The sequence below is a fragment of the Halorubrum sp. SP9 genome (assembly GCF_005435015.1).
Classification (GTDB): Archaea; Halobacteriota; Halobacteria; order Halobacteriales; family Haloferacaceae; genus Halorubrum; species Halorubrum sodomense.
Map to the genome: position 1 here is coordinate 45,438 of NZ_SGXU01000004.1, position 18,988 is coordinate 64,425.

Genomic DNA, 18,988 nt, shown 5'->3' on the forward strand with positions numbered 1-18,988 from the left:
ATAAATCGTCGCGGTCCGCGGTCAGTGAGTTCACCGGCCCAACCGCTTCGCGAGCGCGGCCCGGTACCGCCGCGCCAGCCGCCTCGCGACGAAGCGGTCCCGGGGGTCCACGCCGAGGAGGCGGAGCGAGCCGACGTACGCCGCGAGGCCGACCGCGCTCCCCGCGAGGACCGCCGAGGGCCCTGTCAGGAGCGTCCGGACTCCGTACATCGCGCCGAGGGCGACGGCGCCCGCCGCGAGCGGGATGAGGAAGCTCCGGTCGAACGGCCACAGCCCCTCGAAGCGGCGCAGGAGGAGGACCTGGATCCCGTTCTGAACCGCGATGGCGAGTGACGTGCCGAGCGCGGCGCCGACGAGCCCGTACCGGACGACGAACGCGTACGTGAGCCCGACGTTGAGGACCGCGAGCAGCCAGTCGAGCGCCATCCGCGCGTACTGGTGGTCGGTCATCATCAGGAGCCAGCCGGTCGCCCCCACCGCGCTCCCGACGAAGACGCCCCCGAGGTAGACGACGAGCGGCACGTACCCCGCGACGTACGCGTCGCCGAACAGTCCGAGGATCTCCCGGCCGTACACCGTCAACACGGCGAGGATCGGGACGACCGCCGTGACGATCTGTCGCGTGACGGAGCCGTACACCGCGTTGAGCGTCGCCGTCCGGTCGCTCGCGTACAGCTCCGAGGCGACGGGGGGAAGCAGTTGGTTGAACGAGAGGAGGGGGATCCACGCGACCGCGATCACCACGAGGACGACGTTGTAGACGCCCGCCGCGGTCGCCGTCAGCAGCGCGCCGACGAGCAGCACGTCGACGCGGTTCTGGAACACCTTTCCGAGGCTGCTCATCGCGACGGGCGCCGCGTGGTCGTAGAACCGCCGCGCCTCTGCGCGAGCGCTCCGGAGCGACGGACGGACGCCGGTGACGGACGCGGAGAGCGGGACGGCGACCGCGGCGAGGGACGCGGTCGCGGCGACGATAGCTCCGGCGACGCCGACGACGGAGTAGCCGAGCGCGAGCGCGCCGAGGACGCCGACGAGCCGGGCCCCCGGGCGCAACAGCTTGTTGAACAGTATCTCGCCGCGGGCCGACCCGACCGCCCGGAGGAGGGCGGACGCGACCATCACGACGCCGAGCAGCCCGACGAGTCCCCCGAACGCGCGCATCGTTCCCGGGAACCCCGGTTCGGTGACGGTGCGGGCGTTTATCGCCGGCGCGGCGAGCCAGACCCCGGCCGCGATCGCGACCCCGAACCCGACCGTCGTCGCGTACGCGAGGCCGGCGACCGCGCCTTGCCGCTCCGGGTCGTCCCCGTACTCCGGGAGGTAGCGCTGGATGGCGGGAACGCTGCCGAACGTCACGAGCCGAGAGAGCAGCTGGGCGATCCGCCACGCCAGCGCGTAGACGCCGTAGGCTGTCGGGCCGAGCCCGCGAGCCAGCGCGAACTCGGTCGCCGCGATCAGCGCGCGCTGGCCGGCGACGCCCCCCGAGGTGAGCACCGCGCCGTGGGCGATCGTCTCCAGCGCCTCGCGCTCGTCGTCAGGGATCGCGGCGTCCCGCTCGGCGGGCGCACCGCTCTCCGGACTCTCCGCGCGTCGGCCGGCGTCGTCGGGGGCGCTCGCCACGGGGGCTCTACCGGTTCGGTTTCGGTCGGGTCAAAAAAGGGACGCGTTTCGCCGCCGGTCCGGACGGGACCGCCGCCGCGCCGCCGTGGCTCACCAGCGCTGGTGGACGTGTTCGCGCACGTAGTCGTCGTACACCTCGCTTGCGGCCTCGCGCTCGGCGTCGGAGAGCGAGTCCGCCTCGCTCGCGGCCGCGTTCGCCCGGACGTGCGCCGGCGTCGTCGATCCCGGAATTACCGTGGAGACCGCGTCGTGGTCGAGGATCCAGCGCAGCGCGAACTCGGGCAGGGGGCGGTCGTCGGGGAGGCGCTCGTCGAGCGCGTCGACCGCGTCGAGGCCCGCCTCGAACGGGACGCCGGCGAACGTCTCGCCCACGTCGAAGGCGTCGCCCTCGCGGTTGTAGTTGCGGTGGTCGTCCTCGGGGAACTCGTCGTCGCGCGAGAGCGCGCCCGTGAGCAGCCCGGAGGCGAGCGGCACCCGGCAGATCACGCCCACGTCGCGGGCGGCCGCCTCGTCGAGGAACAGCTCGGCAGGCCGCCGCCGGAACGGGTTGAAGATGATCTGGACCGTCTCGACGCCGGGGTACTCGACCGCCTTCAGCCCCTCTTCGACGCGTTCGACGCTGACGCCGTAGTTCGCGATCCGCCCCTCGTCCGCGAGCGTTTCGAGCGCGTCGAACGTCTCCGGTCGATAGTAGACGTCCGTCGGCGGGCAGTGGAGCTGGACCAAGTCCAGCGTGTCGGTCCCGAGGTTCTCCCGCGAGCGGTCGACGAACCGCCGGAGGTTCGGCTCCGTGTAGCGGTCGGCCTTGTGCGGGTCGAGCCGGCGGCCGGCCTTCGTCGCGACCGTCACGTCGCCGCTCTCGATCTCGTCCGCGAGCGTCTCCCCGACGATCCGCTCCGACCGGCCGTCGCCGTACACGTCGGCGGTGTCGAAGAAGTCGATCCCGGCGTCGCGGGCGGCCTCGACCGCCGCGACCGCCTCCGCTTCGCTGACTTCGCCCCAGTCGCCGCCGATCTGCCAGGCGCCGTAGCCGACCTCGCTGACTGCGCCGACGCCGCCGAGTTCGCGGTGGTTCATGTCGCCCGCATCTGATCGGGGCGGGGGCAAGGGCGTTCCGGAGGCGGCAGCGGCCGAGCGACGCGGCCGGCCGCGTCGAGGACCCCCGACGCCGACCCCGCTGGCGGTGTCGCGAACGGCGGGAGCGCGGCGGCCGCCTCAGCGGGTCGCTACGCTCGACCGTTGAGCGGACAGACGAAGAAGTCCGGCGGGCCGAACCCCGGTCGGCCCAGCGTAACCGTGACGTACTCCTTGTCCAGGACGTCGTCGTCGTTCGTCAGCGGGGCGTCGCGATTGAACGCGTCGACGTCCGTCACCTCCGCCGAGAAATGCGTCCACTGGCCGCCGTTCCACCCCTCCTCGCCGGGTGCCGACTCCGAGACGAACGGCGAGCGCTGGGCGTCGCTCGCGTCCGCGTTCGCCACGATGGGTCGCTCTCCGTCGTGGAGGAAGTAGATCTTGTCTTCGGGATCCGGGCGTTCGTCGAGTACCTTCACCACGTTCGTGCGCCAGAGGTCGCCCTCGGCGTACACCCGCCCGAACGTCTTTCCGTTCCCCTTCTCGCTTCCCTTCCCGGGATTCGCCGCGGCGACGCCGGCACCGCCGACGCCGGCGACGGCGATGGCCGTTCCGGCCCGGAGGACCCGTCGTCGCGTCTGGGTGTTCGTTCCGTTCATTGGTTCTCGGAGGCGCTCTGCCTCCGGTTTCACCGACGAATGGTCGCTTAAAGAATATTTTTCCAACTCGCTGCGAACTCCGTTCAACATTGCGTCAAAACCCTCGCGAGCGGCGGTCTCCGTCGGCGCTCGGCCGGGAACCTCGACAGGGTCCCCGCGCGAACGGTCCGCCCCGCCTCGGGGCTGGAACCGGTGTATCGGTCCGCCCGCGGGTCACAGCGCGTCCGCTAGCGCGTCCATCGTCTCCTCGACGCGCCCGACGCGCGCGTTATGGCCCATGTGACCGACGCGGAGGACGTCCTCGGTACCGTCGCCGAGCCCGGTCGCGAGCACCACGTCGTGCTCCTCCCGGAGCGTCTCCTGAAGCGCCTCGGCGCGGCCGGGGACCTCGAAGGCGGTCACCGTCGGCGAACTGCGCTCCGGGTCGGGGACCGGCTCCAGCCCCAACTCGGCGCCGCGCTCGCGACACCGCGTCGCGGCCGTTTCGTGTCGCTCCCGCACCGCGTCGAGCCCCTCGTCGAGCAGCAGGCCGAGCGCCGCGTCGAGCGCGACGACCTCGGTCGTCAGGTGCGTGTACGGGAAGCCCTCGCTCACGTCGCGGAACGGCAGGAAGTTCGCGTACAGCGAGTGGGGGTCGCGCTCCTCCATCGCGGCCCACGCCCGGTCGCTCACCGCCGCGGTCGCGAGCCCCGGCGGTGCGCTGAAACACTTCTGTGAGGCGCCGAGGCACACGTCGATCCGGTCGGTCGGCACCGAGACGCCGCCGAGCGACGAGACGGCGTCGACGACCGTCAGTATCTCCGGATCCGCGGCTTCGATGCGGTCGAGCGCGGCGGCGACGTCGTTGAGCGTCCCGGTCGGCGTCTCGCAGTGGACCGCCGTCGCGACGTCGAAGTCGCTCTCGTCGCCCGCCAGCGCCTCGTCGAGCGCGTCGAGCGGCAGCGGTTCGTCGCGTTCGGCCGCGACCAGCGTCGCCTCGCCGCCGTACGCCTCCACGAAGTCCGCGAACCCCTCGCCGTAGAGACCGTTCGCCAGACACAGCACCTCGGTGCCGGGCTCGACCAGCGAGGCGACCGCGGCCTCCAGCCCGAGGATGCCCTCGCCGCCGAGGGCGACGACGTCGCGCCCGCCGGCGGCGGCCGGCACGCTCGGGTCGACGCCGTAGGCCCTCGCCAGCCGCTCCGTGAGGCGGTCGTATATCTCCCGAAACCGCGGGTCCACGTCGGGGTTGATAAGCTCGCGGGACATCGCGTCGCGCACCGGTTCGGGGACCGCGGTCGGTCCCGGCGTCATGAGCATACGCGTCGGTTCGGCCGGCGGTACATAAACGGTCCGCGCGAGTCGTGCCGAGTTCGCGGTGACCGACGGGCCGACACGCTGATATATTTCTGTCGCCTGCGTTCCGGTACGATGATGCTTCCGACCCACGTGCTGGCGGGGATGCTGCTTGCGACCCCGCTGGTGCGCGTGGCGCCGGAACTGGCGCCGGTCGGGTTCGCCGCCGGCTTCCTCGGTGGACTCGTCCCCGACCTCGACATGTACACCGGCCACCGGCGGACGCTCCACTACCCGGTCTACTACTCCGCCTTCTCCGTCCCGGCGCTCCTCGCGGCCGTGCTGGCGCCCTCGACGCTCACCGTCGGCGTCGCGCTCTTTCTCCTCGGCGCAGCGCTCCACAGCGTCTCGGACATGTACGGCGGCGGCCTGGAGCTCCGCCCGTGGGAGGGGAACTCCGACCGCGCGGTGTACGACCACCACCGCGAAACGTGGATTTCACCCAAACGCGGCGTCCGGTACGACGGCGCCGTCGAGGACCTCGCGCTCTGCGTCGGGCTGTCGGTCCCGCTGCTCGTGCTGGTCGACCCCCCGATCCGTGCGGTCGTGTTCGGCACGCTCGCGATCGCGGTCGTCTACACCGTCCTCCGCCGCCGGCTCGCGGAGATCGCGGCGGCCGTGATCCCGTTGCTTCCCGCAGCGTTCGACCCGTACCTCCCCGAGCGGTACCGGTGAGGCCGCGGCGGACGAGCGCCACCCGACCATCGGACCGACGCGCTTACTTTTCCCGCCTCGTTTGACCAGACAACAGTCCGCGCCGGCGACCGATCCGATCCCGGCGCGCCGAACCCACCATGCAACAGTACCTCGACCTCGTCGACGACGCGCTCTCGACGGGCACGTACAAGCCGAACCGGACCGGCGTCGACACCATCGCGACGTTCAGCGGGCAGTACACCGTCGACCTCGCGGAGGGGTTCCCCCTCCTGACCACGAAGAAGATGGACGGTTATCGGTGGAACTCGCTCATCCACGAGGTGCTGTGGTACCTCTCGGGTGAAGAGCACGTCCGGAACCTCCGCGAGGAGACGAAGATCTGGGACGCGTGGGCCGACGAGGAGGGGAAGCTCGACACCGCGTACGGCCGGTTCTGGCGCCGCTACCCGGTTCCTGAGGAGGCCGCCGCGCTCCCCGGCGAGACGTGGCCCGACGACGCGGACCGCTGGGTCACCGTCGAGGAGGACGCCGACGGGACGACGCGTCGCACGTTCGACCAGATCCGGTACGTCCTCGACACGCTGGAGGAGAACCCCCACTCCCGGCGGATGGTCGTGAACGCGTGGCACCCGGCGAACGCCGCCGTCTCGACGCTGCCGCCCTGCCACTACACCTTCGTGGTGAACGTCCAGGACGGCCGGCTCAACCTCCACCTGACGCAGCGGTCGGGCGACATCGCGCTCGGCGTCCCGTTCAACATCGCGGCGTACGCGCTGCTCGCGAACGCGCTCGCCCAGCGGACCGACTTCGAGGTCGGGGAGTTCGGGCACACCGTCGTCGACGCGCACGTCTACTGCGGCCGGGGCGACCGCGGGAAGTGGTACGCCAACAACCTCCGGTACGTCCAGGAGCGGCTCGCGAACGTCGAGCGCAAGGGCGACTACCTCGACGTGAAGAGCTGGGTCGAGCGCACCGCGCCCGACGAGCCGAACGGGCAGGAGGGGTACGACCACGTGCCCGGCCTCCTCGAACAGCTCTCGCGAACCCCCCGCGACCGCCCGCGGATCGAGATCGCGGACAAGCCGCTCGACGAGTTGACCTACGAGGACGTCGCGGTCGTCGACTACGACTCCGCGGACGGCATCTCGTTCGCGGTCGCGGAGTGATGGGGGACGCGGATTCCGACGCCGGGGACGACGGCTCCGACGAGCGCGCGCTCGACCCCGACCTCGTCCTCGTCGCCGCCGTCGCCGAGAACGGCGTGATCGGTGCCGACGACGGGATGCCGTGGCACTACCCCGCCGACCTCGCGCAGTTCAAACGGCTGACGACCGGCCACCCGGTGATCGTCGGCCGGAAGACGTACGAGCGCATCGCCGACCGGATCGGCGGCCCGCTTCCCGACCGGACCAGCGTCGTGTTGACGACCGGCCCCCTGAGCGACGACGACCTCCCGGCGGGCGCGGTCGTCGCGCACGACACCGAATCGGCGCTCGCGCGCGCGACCGCGGACGCCGCCGACCGCGGCGTCGACGAGGTCTTCGTCATCGGGGGCGCGACCGTCTACGAGGCGTTCCTCGACCCCGCCGACCGGATGGTGATCACCGAAATCCCCGAGCGGCCCGACGGCGACACGCGGTTCCCCGAGTGGGACTCCGACGCGTGGGTCGAGCGCGCCCGCGAGACCGACGGCGACCTCGCGTTCGTCACCTACGAGCGGCGGGACGCGGAGTGAGCGGCGTCGGAGCGGGACCGAGCGCCGGGACGCGCCCCGCTCGCACCGAGCCCGCGACTCACTCCAGAAATCGCGACTCCGCGCCGCCCGAGGGCATCGTACACCGGTCCTTCTTTCCGAACCAGCGGTACCGGTTGTCGGCGACGAAGTCGTACACGCGGTCGCGGACCGCCGCGGGGACGTATCGGAACGGGGAGAGCAGTCGATAGCGTCCGCCGAGCCCCGTCGCGATCTGGATGACCGCGGACGACTTCACGTAGCTCTCGCCGTCTTCGATCAGCACGATCGACTCCAGTTCATCGGTCGCGAGGTCGTGTTCGGCCAGCAGCGCCCGTCCGACGTCGGACTGGAGCGAGGCGAACCGGTACTTGCCCTCCGGATCGCGGGGGAGGATGAACTGTACGAACCCGCTACAGAGGTTACAGACGCCGTCGAAGAGAACGATCGAGGCGTCCTCCGGGAGACCCTCGTCCATCACTCTCGGAGGTACGCCGCCGTCGCAGTTGAGGATTCCGATGGATTCGATCCGAGGGACCCTCTCGCGACCGCCGAGACGGAGACGTCCGTTCCGCGCACGGAAAACTTATCGTCCCGGTACCTCTCCAACAAGCCGAAGTACAGAGTATGGCTCGGAACCTCTCGACCGCGAGCGTCCGGTCGCGGCTCTCCGCGGTCGTCCGACGGCTCTCGGCGGCGGTCGCCGCGCGCGTCTCGGTGGACCCCCGCGCGCTCGCCGCGTTCCGGATCGGGCTCGGAGCGCTGCTGATCGCCGACCTGCTCCTCCGCTCGCGCTCGCTGACCGCCTTCTACACCGACTACGGCGTGCTCCCGCGCCGGGCGTTCTTCTCTGACTACTCGACGAGCTACTCGCTCCACGCGCTCTCCGGCGAGCCGTGGGCCATCGCGTCGCTGTTCGCGGTCGCGGGCGGGGTCGCCCTCGCGCTGCTCGTCGGGTACCGGACGCGACTCGCGACCGTCGTCTCGTGGCTACTGCTGTTCTCGCTCCACGCTCGGAACCCGATGGTGTTGAACTCGGGCGACGGTCTGCTTCGCATGCTGCTCTTCTGGAGCGCCTTCCTCCCGCTCGGCGCGCGCTGGTCGGTCGACGCCGTCAGGCGAGCGGACCGGGGGGCCGACGCGGCAGCCGACGCCGCTCCCACCGCGGATCCCGTCGGCGGTCCCGCGTCGGGCGACGGCGGCGGTCCCGCGTCGGGCGACGGCGGCGGTCCCTCGACGCCGGGTCCGAGCGAGCCAGCGGTGGCGAGCGTCGCCACGATGGCGATCCTGGTACAGATACTGGTGATGTACCTGACGAACGCCGTCCACAAGTACAGGAGCGACCTTTGGATGGGCGGCGAGGCGGTCGCGTACGTCATGCGTGCCGACCAGTTCACCTACCACCTCGGAAACCACCTCGCCGAGTTCAGCGGCCTCCTCCGCGCGTTCACGCTCCTGTGGGTCGCGCTGCTGTTCGCGTCGCCGCTGTTGCTCCTGCTCACCGGGACTCCACGCGCCGTGCTCGCCTCGCTGTTCGCCGGAATGCACCTCGGGATGGCGGTCTCGATACGGGTCGGTCTCTTCCCCGTCATCGTCGTCGTCGGCCTCATCCCGTTCTTCCAGACGCCCGTCTGGGACGCTCTCGACCGCGCCGTCGCCGGCCTGAACCGGTCGACGCGGCTCGCGCGCTGGCGGGCCCGACTCGAATCTCTGGCGAGGGCCGTTCGCTCGCTCGCCGCGTCGCTCCCCCGACCGACCGCCTCGAGGCGTCTCGACGGCCTCCGGAGCGAGGGCCTCGCCGCCGGTATCGCCCGCGGACGCGCCCGCTTCTCGGCGGTCGTGCCGACCGTCTTCCTCGTGTTGATCCTCCTGTCGAGCGCGGGATCGGTCGGCTACGCCGAGGTCCCGGATCCCGCCGCCGACGCCTTAGACGCCGTCGACATGCAGCAGTCGTGGCAGATGTTCGCGCCCGATCCGATCCACACGACCCGGTGGTACGTCGCGTCCGGGACGCTCGAAGACGGGACCGAACGGGACGTGTTCCGGGACTCGACCGTCGACTTCGATCGGCCGGCGCGCGCGGAGACCACCTACCGGACCGCGCGCTGGCGGAAGTACCTCAAGAAGGTCTCTGCCGCCGACAACGAGAACCACCGCTCGTACCTCGCGAACTACCTCTGTACGGACTGGAACCGCACCCACGAGACGGACGTCGAAACCGTGACCATCTATCGGCTGTACGAGCGGATCCATCCGTACAACGGGACGGTCGAGGCCGCGAACGAGTTCGAACTGATCGAGTACGACTGCTCGGGCGAGTTCGTTCAAGACGCGTGATCGCCCGCCTCGGTACCGCCGGTCGTCGGCGGTGTCGCTTCGCCGGGGACGGCGGCGCCTAGTTCGAACGAGCGGGCGTCCGGTCCGCGGCCGCTCGCTCCTCGAGAACGGTCGTTCCGCGACCGACCCGCGTCTGGTAGGCGCGCGCCTCGATCCCGGCGCCGGCGAAGGCGTCGAGCATCGCGGCGGCGATGTCGCGGCGGTCGCGCTCTCGGCAGGCCGCGATCACCGCCGGTCCGGCGCCGCTGACGCTGACGCCGGTCGCGCCCGCGTCGAAGGCGCGCTCGCGCACGTCGTCGTAGCCGGTGATCAGGCGGGCGCGTTCGGGGGTGACCACGGGGTCGTCCATGCCGAGCCCGACGAGGTCCGGATCCGAGCGACACATCCCGATCGCGAGCGTCGCCGCGTTGCCGACCGTCTCGACCAGCTCCTCCATCGAGGCGGTCTCGGGGACGACCCGGCGGGCGTCGCGCGTCGAGACCGCCACGTCGGGCAGACAGACGACCAGGGGGATCGCGGCGTCGACCGACCGGGTTCCCTCGGCGGTCGTCACGGTGAAGCCGCCGAGGATCGAGGGGGCGACGTTGTCGGCGTGCGCGACGCCGGAGACGACCGCCTCGCCCTCGGCGGCGATCGGGACCAGCTCCTTCCGCGAGAGGCCGCGGTCGTACAGTCGGTTGAGCGCGACCGCGGCGCCCGCGGCGCTCGCGGCCGAGGAGCCGAGCCCCGAGGCCGGGCGCACGCCCTTGTCGATGTGGATCCGCGCGGGCGCGTCGAGCGCCTCGACGACGGCGCCGACGGTGTTCTTCTCGGGGTCCTCCGGGATGTACTGCGCGCCGACGCCGGTGACCTCGATCGTCGTCTCGGCCGCCTTCTCGACCGTGACGACGTCAGCCGGCCGCGAGAGGGCCGCCCCGAACACGTCGAAGCCGCTCCCGAGGTTCGCGCTCGTCGCGGGGGCCCGTACCGTTACCATGACGGGGAGTGTCACCGGTGGGGCAAAAAGGAGCGGGATCGCACAGAACGACGGCGAGATCGGTCGGGGTCGTCGAGACGGGGCGGGGGAGAAAACACGGCGCGGAGGGGGGACGGGCGGGGGCTTCGCGGGTCGGCGTCAGCGGGCCATCGTCCACAGCAGCGCGCCGACCAAGACGAGGGGAATGCCCAGGAGGATGAACGTCTTCGGCATCGTCGTGTACGGCGCCATCAGGAAGACGACCCCGAAGACGGCCAGAATCGACGCGATGACCTTCTGGGACTTCAGCGGCGCGGCGCCCAGAAGCGACACGAGGAGCCCGAACAGGACGATATGCCCGAGGTGGTAGTCGAGCAGGAACGTGTCGATGACCAGCGGCGAGAGCATTCTTGGCCGAAGGTGCGAGCGATTCGCGCATTAAAGTTCCGTTTCTCGCGGCTCGGGACCGACCGCCGCGTGCCGATATTATAAGGATCGCCGGCACGACCGGCGACCGTGCGACTCGTTCAGGTCATGATTCCGGCGGGCAAGCGGGCCGCGGTCGTCCGCGCGCTCGACGACGAGGGGGTCGACTACGTCGTCACCGACGAGACGAGCGGCCGGGAGTACACCGCGGTCGCGACCTTCCCGCTGCCGACGGCCGCCGTCGAACCCGTCCTCGACCGCCTGCGGGAGGCGGGGATCGACGAGAGCACCTACACGGTCATCGTCGCGGCCGAGACGGTCATCTCGCGGCGGTTCGAGGCGCTCGAAGACGAGTACGCGGAGGACGCCGAACACGGCGGCGACCACATCTCCCGGGAGGAGCTTCAGGCGAAGGCCGAGGGCCTCGCGTCGGGGAGGGGGACGTACGTGTTGATGACCGTCATCTCGGCGGTGATCGCCACCGCGGGGCTGCTGCTCGACTCCCCGGCGACCGTGGTCGGATCGATGGTGATCGCGCCGCTCATCGGGCCGGCGATGTCGGCCGCGGTCGGCACCGTCGTCGACGACGAGGCGCTGTTCCGGCGCGGCGTGCGGATGCAGATACTGGGCGTCGCGGTCGCGGTCCTCGCGGCGACGGTGTTCGCGTTCGCGCTGCGGTCGCTCGCCCTGGTTCCGCCCGGACTCGACCCGCTCGAACTCGCGGAGGTGTCGGAGCGGGTCGCGCCGAACGTCCTCGTTCTCGTCGTCGCGGTCGGCGCCGGGATCGCGGGTATTGTCTCGCTGATGACCGGCGTCTCCGCGACGCTCGTGGGGGTGATGATCGCGGTGGCGCTCATCCCGCCCGCGGCCGCGGTCGGGATCGGGATCGCCTTCCGGATCCCGCGGCTCGTGATCGGCGCGGGCGTCATCGTCGCGGTGAACGTCCTCTCGATCAATCTCTCTGCGCTCGTCATGCTGTGGTACGAGGGGTACCGCCCGCAGCGGTGGTTCCGCGAGGACGACGCGCGCTCGGCGTTCCTCAAGCGCGCCGCCGTGCTGGCGGTCGCGATCGCGCTCCTCTCGGTGTTCCTCGGCGGCGTCACCTACGAGTCGTACGTCGCCTCGACCACCGAGGCGGACATCCGCGCCGCCGCGAGCGACGAGCTGACGGCGCTGGACTCGGAGTTCGAACTCCTCGAACTGTCGGTCGAGCGCACCGGAACGGTCCCGCCGCTGGAAACCGAGCGGGTGGTGATCACGGTCGGCGTGCCACCGGGCGGCTCCGTCGAGGGGATCGCGCCCGCGATCGACGACCGGATCGAGACCGTGATCGGCAGCGAAGTCACCGTCGAGGTCCGCACGGTGACCGTCGAGCGCGCCTGAATCTGCCTCGGCGGTCACCCTCTGCCCGCGGTCACCCGGCGACGCCGCCGCACTCACGACCGTGTCGCCCGCGATCACCCGGGGTGACGCCGCCGCAGTCGGTCGTTTTCCGACCGCGTGACCGGAAGAGCAAGGGATTTTTATCGGGCCGCCGTCGCACCGGCCAGTGACGGACTCAGAGCGACCCGACGACGATTCGATGCGGGAGGTCGTCGAGCGGTCTCGGAGCGGTGCGCCGGCGGTCGGAGAGGCGGTCCGGGACCGGTTCTCCTCGGACGAGGTGTTCCAGCGGATCATCGCGGCCGCGGACGAGGAGGTGACCTCGGGGAGTCGGGAGCTGTTCTTCAGCGGGCTCGCCGCCGGGCTGGCGATCACGATCACGTTCATGTTGTACGCGTCGCTGACCGCGTCGACGGACTCTCACCCCGTGTTGAGCGTCCTTCTCTATCCGCTCGGATTCATCTACATCATCATCGGCGGCTACCAGCTGTACACCGAGAACACCCTCCCGCCGGTGGCGCTCACGCTCGAACGGCTCGCGAGCATCCCGACGCTGCTTCGCCACTGGACGATCGTGCTCGCCGGGAACTTCACCGGCGGTGCGATCGGCGCGGCCGTCCTCTCGTACGGCGGCGTCTTCACCGGCGACACCGTCGGGGCGGCGCGGTACATCTCTCGGGGCGGGTTCGACGTCGGTGCCGTCCCGCTGTTCTTCAAGGTCGCGATGGCGGGGTTGATCGTCGCCGGCGTCGTCTGGGTCGGCTTCGCCTCCACCGACTCCGTGAGCCGAATGCTCGTCGTCTACCTCGCGTTCCTCGCGATCCCGCTCGGCGACCTGTTCCACGTGGTCGTCTCCTTCACGGAGGTGCTCTACCTGTTCTTCGAGTACAGCATCCCGCTGTACGGCGCGGAGATAAGCCTCTACTCCGGACTCGTCGGCTTCGTGATCCCCGTCCTGCTCGGGAACACCATCGGCGGGGTCGTCTTGGTCACCCTCGTCAACTACTTCCAGACCAGCGAGGAGCGCCTGGAGGAGGCGCGCTTCGAGGGGGTGACCCGTCGGCTGACGGTCCCCGAGTGGGCCTTCGGCCGCGCGGCCGGACGTTCGTACGTCCCGATACTGGACGCGACCGAGGCGGGGCTGTTCGCGGGCGAGGGGTATCGGATCATGGTCCCGATCACGAACCCCCGGACTGACGGCCCGATCGTCGAACTGGGGGCGCGGCTCGCGAGCAGCCACGAGGAGGGCGTCGTCCATATCGTCCACGTCGTCCAGGCGCCAGAGCGCATGTCGCTGTCCTCGGGGGACGCGGGGCGCCGGATCGCGGACGTCTCCGCCGAGGGGATGGCCGATCTCCGGTCGACCGCGACGGAGTACGACGTCGAGGTGGCGACCTCGACCGTCGTCTCGCACCGCTCGTTCGAGGAGGTGTTCGACGCGGCGCGGCGGACCCGCCCGGACGCGGTCCTGATGGGGTGGGGCGACGACCAGCTGTGGGGCGCCGCCCGCGCGGAGCGGCCAATCGACGAGCTCACGAACCAGCTCCCCTGTGACTTCCTCATCCTCAACGAGCACGAGCTCGACACCTCCCGGGTCCTCATCCCGACGTCCGGCGGCCCGGACTCGGACCTGAGCGCGGAGGTCGCGAAGGTGCTCGCCGACACCGCCGGCGCCGAGGTGACGCTGCTTCACGTGGTCGACGGTCCGGAGAAGCGACCGGGGGGCGAGGCGTTCCTCGCGGCGTGGGCCGACGAACACGGCCTCGACGACGCGGAGCTCGTCGTCGACGAGGGCGGCGACGTCGAGGCCGGCATCGCGCGTGCGGCCGCCGACGAAACGCTGATCATCATCGGCGCCACCGAGAAGGGGCTGCTCTCCCGGCTGGTCTCGAACTCGCTCCACCTCGACGTCATCCACGACGTGGACGCCTCAGTGTTGCTCACCGAACGGCCCAGCGCCCGGTCGCTGCGCGAGCGGCTGTTCGGCTCCGGCCGCCGGGCCACCGACATGTCGGCCGGCGTCGACCGCGACGCGGAGCTGTCGCAGGGCACGGACGTGGGGTCCGCCGAACGCAGGGAGAGCGACCGTGACGCCGGCGACGACACCGACGGCGAGGAGGTGGCTGACGACGACACCGACGGGACGGCTGCCGCCGGCGACGAGGGGGTCGACGCCGGCGGTTCGACCGACGAACGGCCGCCTCCCGACGACAGCTACATCGCCGACCACGACGACGCCGACGAGGAGGCCGCCGGCGGGGCGGACCCCGAGGACACGGTCGGTGAGGGCGACGGGCGATAGCGAAAACGGCTCTTTGCGTTATCGGCGGCTTATAGGTGTCCGGGATCGATTCGGAGCGTATGGACAGGCGACTGACGGCACTCATCGGCATCGCGGCGCTCGTCGCGCTGGCCGGCTGCTCGGGGCTCGCGGGAACCGCGACTCCGGCCGGCGGCGACGAGGCGCAACTGGAACGGAGCATCGAAGTGACGGCCACGGGCGAGGCGACGTCGGCGCCCGACCGCGCCACCCTCCGCGTCGCGGTCACCGCGACCGGCCCCGACGCCGAGGCGGTCCGCGACGAACTCGACGCGGGCGACGAAGAACTGCGGGCGGCCTTGACGGAGTGGGGGCTCGACGACGACGCGATCCGGACCGCCCAGTACGATGTCCGCGAGAGCTACGAAACCCGCGAGGACCCGAACCGGACGCGGTACGAGGGCGTCCACCAGTACGCGATCGACCTCGCCGACGTCGACGCCGTCGGAGAGGTGATCGACGTGGCGGTGAACGCGGGCGCCGACCGGGTCCAGCGGATCCAGTTCGGACTGAGCGAGGAGACGGAACGCGAGGTCCGCGAGGAAGCGATCGCGAAGGCCATGGCGAACGCGGACGCCGACGCGGCCGCGCTCGCGAACGCGAGCGGCTTGGAGGTCTCCGGCGTCTACGAGGTGTCGACGGCGCAGTCGGGAGGAGGGGTGTACGTCGAGCGCGCCACCGCTGCCGCTGGCGGCGGCGACGCGGGCGCCTCGACCGCCATCGAGGCCGGTGACGTGACCGTGAGCGTCTCGGTGAAGGTCGTGTACGAAGCCGTCCCGGCCTGACGGCGCGAGCGACCGGCCCCTCCCGCGTGCGAGCGTCGCGGTCGGCGCCCGGCTACTCTCCGTCGCGGGTGGGGAGGTCCGGCTCGTAACCCACCGCGTCGACGGCCATGTCGAGGACGGCCTCGACGTTCTCGTCCTCCGTGACGCTCATCGTCGCGTCGACGGACTCGGCTTTGACCGCCTCGAAGCGGTCGTGTTTGTTCGCGGCCGTGAGCAGCGGCACGTCGGCGCCGAACAGCTCGCGGACCTCCTCGCGCAGCTCTAACTGGACGTCGAGCGGGTAGCCGCAGTCGCCGGAGGGGTCGAGGACGAAGACGACGGCGTCCGCGAGGTGTTCGAGCGCGCTCACCGCCTGCCGCTCGATGTCGTTTCGCTCGTCCTCCGGGCGGTCGAGCAGCCCGGGCGTGTCGACGATCTGGTACCGGACGTGGTCGCGCTCGAAGTGGCCGATCTGGACCCCCTTCGTGGTGAACGGGTACTCCGCGATCCGGTTCGACGCGCGGGTGACCCGGTTGACGAACGAGGACTTCCCGACGTTCGGGTAGCCGGCGACGACGATGGCCGGCTCGTCGGGCCGGACGTCCGGCAGCACCTTCAGCTGGTCGCGCGAGTCGCCGATGTAGCGGAGGTCGTCTTCGATCTGGTCCATCACGTCCGCCATGCGGGCGAACGCCTGCTTGCGGTGTTTCCGCGCGGTGTCGACGTCGGAGTCGCGGATCTTCGTCGTGTACTCGTCGCGGAGGTCCTCGATCTGGCGGCTGGCCCACATCACCTGCGAGAGCGCCTGTCGGAGGCGGTCGACGTCGACGATGGCGTCCGCGAGCTCGTAGTAGAACGGGTCGACGTCGAAGCCGAAGTCGGGCCACGAGGTGACGACGTTCTCGAGGTTGTCCGAGAGCACGTTGCCGGCGGTCCGTAGCATCGACTCCTGCGCCTCGTGGCCGCGCTTCGCTCGCCCGGCCCGCGCCGCCCGCGAGAACGCCTTGTCGACGAGTTCCTCCGCGCGCGGAGTCGTCGGGAGGCCCTCAAATATCATGTTACCGCGGCTTGGCCGCCGACGCGTATAAGACCGTCCGTTCGCGTACCGCCGCGACACGGCGGCGCACGGTCGAACGCGCTGACTTCCCGGAGAGCGTTCCCGACCGCGAACGACGACGAACGTTCGTTATCTATCTCGCGCATATTTCGAGATATATTTATGCCCCAAAAGAATACGACTGGCCATGCCACGCTCGTTCACGCCCACGGCGTACGAGGACCTCGACCCGGACCGTCGCCCGAGCCTCGCGGCGGCGCTGGTCCCGGTCCTCGCCGTCGTGGCGTTCCTCGGCATCGGCTCGGCCGTTCTCGGCTTAGACCCGCACCCGCCGCTCCTCTGGAGTATCGCCTTCGTCGGCGCGTTCGGCCTGTGGCTCGGCTACGACTGGGACGAGCTGTTCGACGGAATCGCCAACGGCCTCGTCATGGGGCTCCAGGCGATCCTCATCATCTTCACCATCTACGGGCTGATCGCCACGTGGGTCAGCGCCGGCACGATCCCCGGGCTGATGTACTACGGGCTGGAGATCCTCTCGCCGACGACGTTCCTCCCGGCGGCCGCGGTCGTCGCCGCGGTCGTCGCGTTCGCGATCGGCTCCTCGTGGACCACCGTCGGGACGCTCGGCGTCGCCTTCGTCGGCATCGGCGCGGGGCTCGGCGTCCCCGCCCCGATGACGGTCGGCGCGGTCCTCTCCGGCGCGTACGCCGGCGACAAGCAGTCGCCGCTCTCCGACACCACGAACCTCGCGGCCGGCGTCACCAACACCGACCTGTACGGCCACATCCGCCGCATGCGGACCGGCACCGCGATCGCCTTCGGGCTCGCGGTGCTCGGCTTCGCCGCGCTCGGCCTCCGCGCGAGCGGGGCCATTCCGGCGGGCCGGATCGCGGACATCCAGGGCGCGCTCACCGGAACGTACGCGATCACCGTCGTCGCGTTCGTCCCGCTCGTCGTCACCTTCGGGCTGGCGATCCGCGGGTACGCCGCGCTCCCGACGCTCGTCGCCGGCGTGTTCGCGGGCGTGCTCACGACGATACTCGTCCAGGGGGCCGGCTTCGTCGCCGCCTGGGAGACGTTCATGTCCGGGACCGCGCCGGAGTCGGGCTCGCAGCTGGTGAACGACCTCCTCGCGACGGGCGGGCTCACCGGCTCAGCGTGGACGATCACGGTCGTCGTCGCCGCGCTGTCGCTCGGCGGGATCTTGGAGCGCACGGGCATCCTCGCGGTGATCGCCCACGCGTTCACGTCGGCCGTCCGGAGCCCGGGCGCGCTCGTCGCCGGCACCGGCGTCTCGGCGATCGTCATCAACGCGCTCACCGCCCAGCAGTACATGAGCATCGTCCTGCCGGGCGTCACGCTCCGGAACACCTACGACGAGTTCGGCCTCGACACCGACCAGCTCTCCCGCGCGGTCGAGGCCGCCGGGACGCCGACCGGCGCGCTGTTCCCGTGGCACGCCGGTGCCGTCTTCATGGCGAGCGCCACCGGCGTGCCGACGCTGGAGTACGCCCCCTACTACCTGTTCGCGTTCCTCTCGCCGCTCGTGCTGTTCGTTATGGCCGCGACCGGCTACACCATCGACGTGGGGCCGCTCGCGGCCGACGCCGACCCGGGCGAGACCGCCGCTCCGACCCCCGGAAGCGACGACTGACTCTCAACAGGGGGCGATCGACCCCGCGTTCGACACGTTTACGCGCCCGCCGAGCCGTTCGTTCCACATGAGTCTGGAGGTCGCCGTCGCCGCCCCGTTCAAGGCCCGAGCCAGGGACCGGCTCGGACAGGGGGAGTTCGTCGTCGCGCTGTCGCTGGAGCGGGAGTGGTTCTCGCCCGATCAGGCGAAGCGCCTCGTCGACGTCGCGGTCGGTCGCGGCCTGTTGGCGTCCGAGGACGGCGATCTGGTCCCGCGGTTCGACCCGACTGAGGTGACCGTTCCCGAGGGGTTCTCGCCCGACGAGTCGATCCTCCGCGAGCAGTCCACCTTCGAGAGCGCGCTCGACGCCATCGTCGCCGCGGGCGTCGAGAAGCAGCGCGCGGTCGCCGCGATCAACGAGCGACAGCGCGCGCTCGCGGTCACCATCGAGGCCGCCGCGGTCCTCTACGCCCGCGAGCGAGGCGCCGCGGTCGACCGCCTCGCCGCCGAGGTGCGCGAGGAACTCGCCGCCGAGGCGGGCGACGGCGCGACGGTCGCGGACGACGCGACCGACGACTCGGGGGCCGCCTGAGATGGTCGCGGACCGCCTCTCCGACGGCGTCCGGATCGCTCAGCTGCTCGCCTCCGAGGTGACGGGAAACGAGAGCCGGCTCCGCGGGCTGACGGTCGCAGACGCCGACCGAGACGTCGAGCCGACTCCCGACGGCGCGCTGGCGTACCGGATCGCTCGCGAGACGCCGGAGGGGAGAGCCGGCGCGACGGACGAGGCGACTCCCGGCGAGCCGATCGCCGAGGTGTACGTCCAGCCGGACCGCGCCCGGATCGAGGCGATCGCCGGCCCCGACGCGGCCGCGACGGCGGCGAGGGAGGGCGACCTCCGCGTCCGTCCGAAGGCGGTCCGCCCGCCGCGGACGCTGGTGTTCGTCGAGGACGGCGCGCAGGTGAAGCGAGTGCTACCGGTCCTCGAAGCGATCCGAAACGCGTCGGACGACGAGTAGCCGACGGCAGGCGCCGA

At 71.2% G+C, this 18,988-nt stretch carries 18 protein-coding genes; 10 read left to right on the top strand and 8 right to left on the bottom strand.

Going from position 1 to position 18,988, the window contains the following annotated elements:
• Positions 1-30 precede the first annotated feature (30 nt).
• From EXE45_RS03940 to EXE45_RS03955, 4 genes are all read right to left on the bottom strand, one after another.
• Positions 31-1,542, bottom strand: coding sequence for a lipopolysaccharide biosynthesis protein (locus EXE45_RS03940; RefSeq protein WP_137693645.1), 1,512 nt, complete (start codon positions 1,540-1,542; stop codon positions 31-33).
• 168 nt (positions 1,543-1,710) lie between these two features.
• On the bottom strand, positions 1,711-2,697 hold the full coding sequence (locus tag EXE45_RS03945) for an aldo/keto reductase (protein WP_137693599.1): 987 nt from the start codon (positions 2,695-2,697) through the stop codon (positions 1,711-1,713).
• Between the two features lie 149 nt (positions 2,698-2,846).
• A complete protein-coding gene (locus EXE45_RS03950; protein WP_137693600.1) occupies positions 2,847-3,353 on the bottom strand; it encodes a hypothetical protein in 507 nt (168 codons plus the stop codon).
• A 213-nt stretch (positions 3,354-3,566) separates the two neighbouring features.
• A complete protein-coding gene (locus EXE45_RS03955; protein WP_137693601.1) occupies positions 3,567-4,652 on the bottom strand; it encodes an alanine--glyoxylate aminotransferase family protein in 1,086 nt (361 codons plus the stop codon).
• Positions 4,653-4,766: 114 nt separating this feature from the next.
• Between EXE45_RS03955 and EXE45_RS03960 the strand changes: the two genes are divergently transcribed.
• The 3 genes from EXE45_RS03960 (at position 4,767) to EXE45_RS03970 (ending at position 7,080) form a co-directional block, all read left to right on the top strand.
• Positions 4,767-5,363, top strand: coding sequence for a metal-dependent hydrolase (locus EXE45_RS03960; RefSeq protein WP_199233593.1), 597 nt, complete (start codon positions 4,767-4,769; stop codon positions 5,361-5,363).
• Positions 5,364-5,482: 119 nt separating this feature from the next.
• A complete protein-coding gene (gene thyA / locus EXE45_RS03965; RefSeq protein WP_092920326.1) occupies positions 5,483-6,511 on the top strand; it encodes a thymidylate synthase in 1,029 nt (342 codons plus the stop codon).
• Entirely contained in the window at positions 6,511-7,080 is a 570-nt protein-coding gene (locus tag EXE45_RS03970) for a dihydrofolate reductase (RefSeq protein ID WP_137693603.1), read from the top strand. Before thyA ends, EXE45_RS03970 begins: the two co-directional genes overlap by 1 nt.
• A gap of 58 nt (positions 7,081-7,138) precedes the next feature.
• On the opposite strand, the gene EXE45_RS03975 is transcribed toward EXE45_RS03970, so the two are convergent.
• A complete protein-coding gene (locus EXE45_RS03975; protein ID WP_092920328.1) occupies positions 7,139-7,555 on the bottom strand; it encodes a thiol-disulfide oxidoreductase DCC family protein in 417 nt (138 codons plus the stop codon).
• Between the two features lie 149 nt (positions 7,556-7,704).
• On the opposite strand from EXE45_RS03975, the gene EXE45_RS03980 reads away from it, so the two are divergent.
• On the top strand, positions 7,705-9,414 hold the full coding sequence (locus tag EXE45_RS03980; protein ID WP_092920329.1) for an HTTM domain-containing protein: 1,710 nt from the start codon (positions 7,705-7,707) through the stop codon (positions 9,412-9,414).
• A 58-nt stretch (positions 9,415-9,472) separates the two neighbouring features.
• Here EXE45_RS03980 and EXE45_RS03985 read toward each other — a convergent pair whose 3' ends face one another.
• Positions 9,473-10,390, bottom strand: a complete 918-nt coding sequence (locus EXE45_RS03985) for a homoserine kinase (RefSeq protein WP_092920330.1) — start codon at positions 10,388-10,390, stop codon at positions 9,473-9,475.
• A 138-nt stretch (positions 10,391-10,528) separates the two neighbouring features.
• The gene (locus EXE45_RS03990; protein WP_092920331.1) at positions 10,529-10,777 is read right to left on the bottom strand and encodes a hypothetical protein; all 249 of its coding nucleotides are present in this window, start codon (positions 10,775-10,777) and stop codon (positions 10,529-10,531) included.
• A gap of 126 nt (positions 10,778-10,903) precedes the next feature.
• On the opposite strand from EXE45_RS03990, the gene EXE45_RS03995 reads away from it, so the two are divergent.
• The 3 genes from EXE45_RS03995 (at position 10,904) to EXE45_RS04005 (ending at position 15,283) form a co-directional block, all read left to right on the top strand.
• On the top strand, positions 10,904-12,178 hold the full coding sequence (locus tag EXE45_RS03995; protein WP_092920497.1) for a TIGR00341 family protein: 1,275 nt from the start codon (positions 10,904-10,906) through the stop codon (positions 12,176-12,178).
• A 166-nt stretch (positions 12,179-12,344) separates the two neighbouring features.
• Positions 12,345-14,480: a formate/nitrite transporter family protein gene (locus tag EXE45_RS04000; protein ID WP_137693604.1), complete on the top strand. Its 2,136-nt coding sequence runs from the start codon at positions 12,345-12,347 to the stop codon at positions 14,478-14,480.
• Between the two features lie 59 nt (positions 14,481-14,539).
• Positions 14,540-15,283, top strand: a complete 744-nt coding sequence (locus tag EXE45_RS04005) for an SIMPL domain-containing protein (RefSeq protein ID WP_137693605.1) — start codon at positions 14,540-14,542, stop codon at positions 15,281-15,283.
• Between the two features lie 52 nt (positions 15,284-15,335).
• Here the strand turns inward: EXE45_RS04005 and EXE45_RS04010 are convergent, their stop codons facing one another.
• Positions 15,336-16,319, bottom strand: coding sequence for a GTPase (locus EXE45_RS04010; protein WP_137693606.1), 984 nt, complete (start codon positions 16,317-16,319; stop codon positions 15,336-15,338).
• Between the two features lie 187 nt (positions 16,320-16,506).
• On the opposite strand from EXE45_RS04010, the gene EXE45_RS04015 reads away from it, so the two are divergent.
• From EXE45_RS04015 to EXE45_RS04025, 3 genes are all read left to right on the top strand, one after another.
• Complete coding sequence (locus tag EXE45_RS04015; RefSeq protein ID WP_137693607.1) at positions 16,507-17,973, top strand: Na+/H+ antiporter NhaC family protein; 1,467 nt, start codon at positions 16,507-16,509, stop codon at positions 17,971-17,973.
• A gap of 67 nt (positions 17,974-18,040) precedes the next feature.
• On the top strand, positions 18,041-18,544 hold the full coding sequence (locus EXE45_RS04020; protein WP_199233592.1) for a DUF2240 family protein: 504 nt from the start codon (positions 18,041-18,043) through the stop codon (positions 18,542-18,544).
• 1 nt (position 18,545) lies between these two features.
• On the top strand, positions 18,546-18,971 hold the full coding sequence (locus tag EXE45_RS04025; protein WP_092920337.1) for a hypothetical protein: 426 nt from the start codon (positions 18,546-18,548) through the stop codon (positions 18,969-18,971).
• Positions 18,972-18,988: the final 17 nt, after the last annotated feature.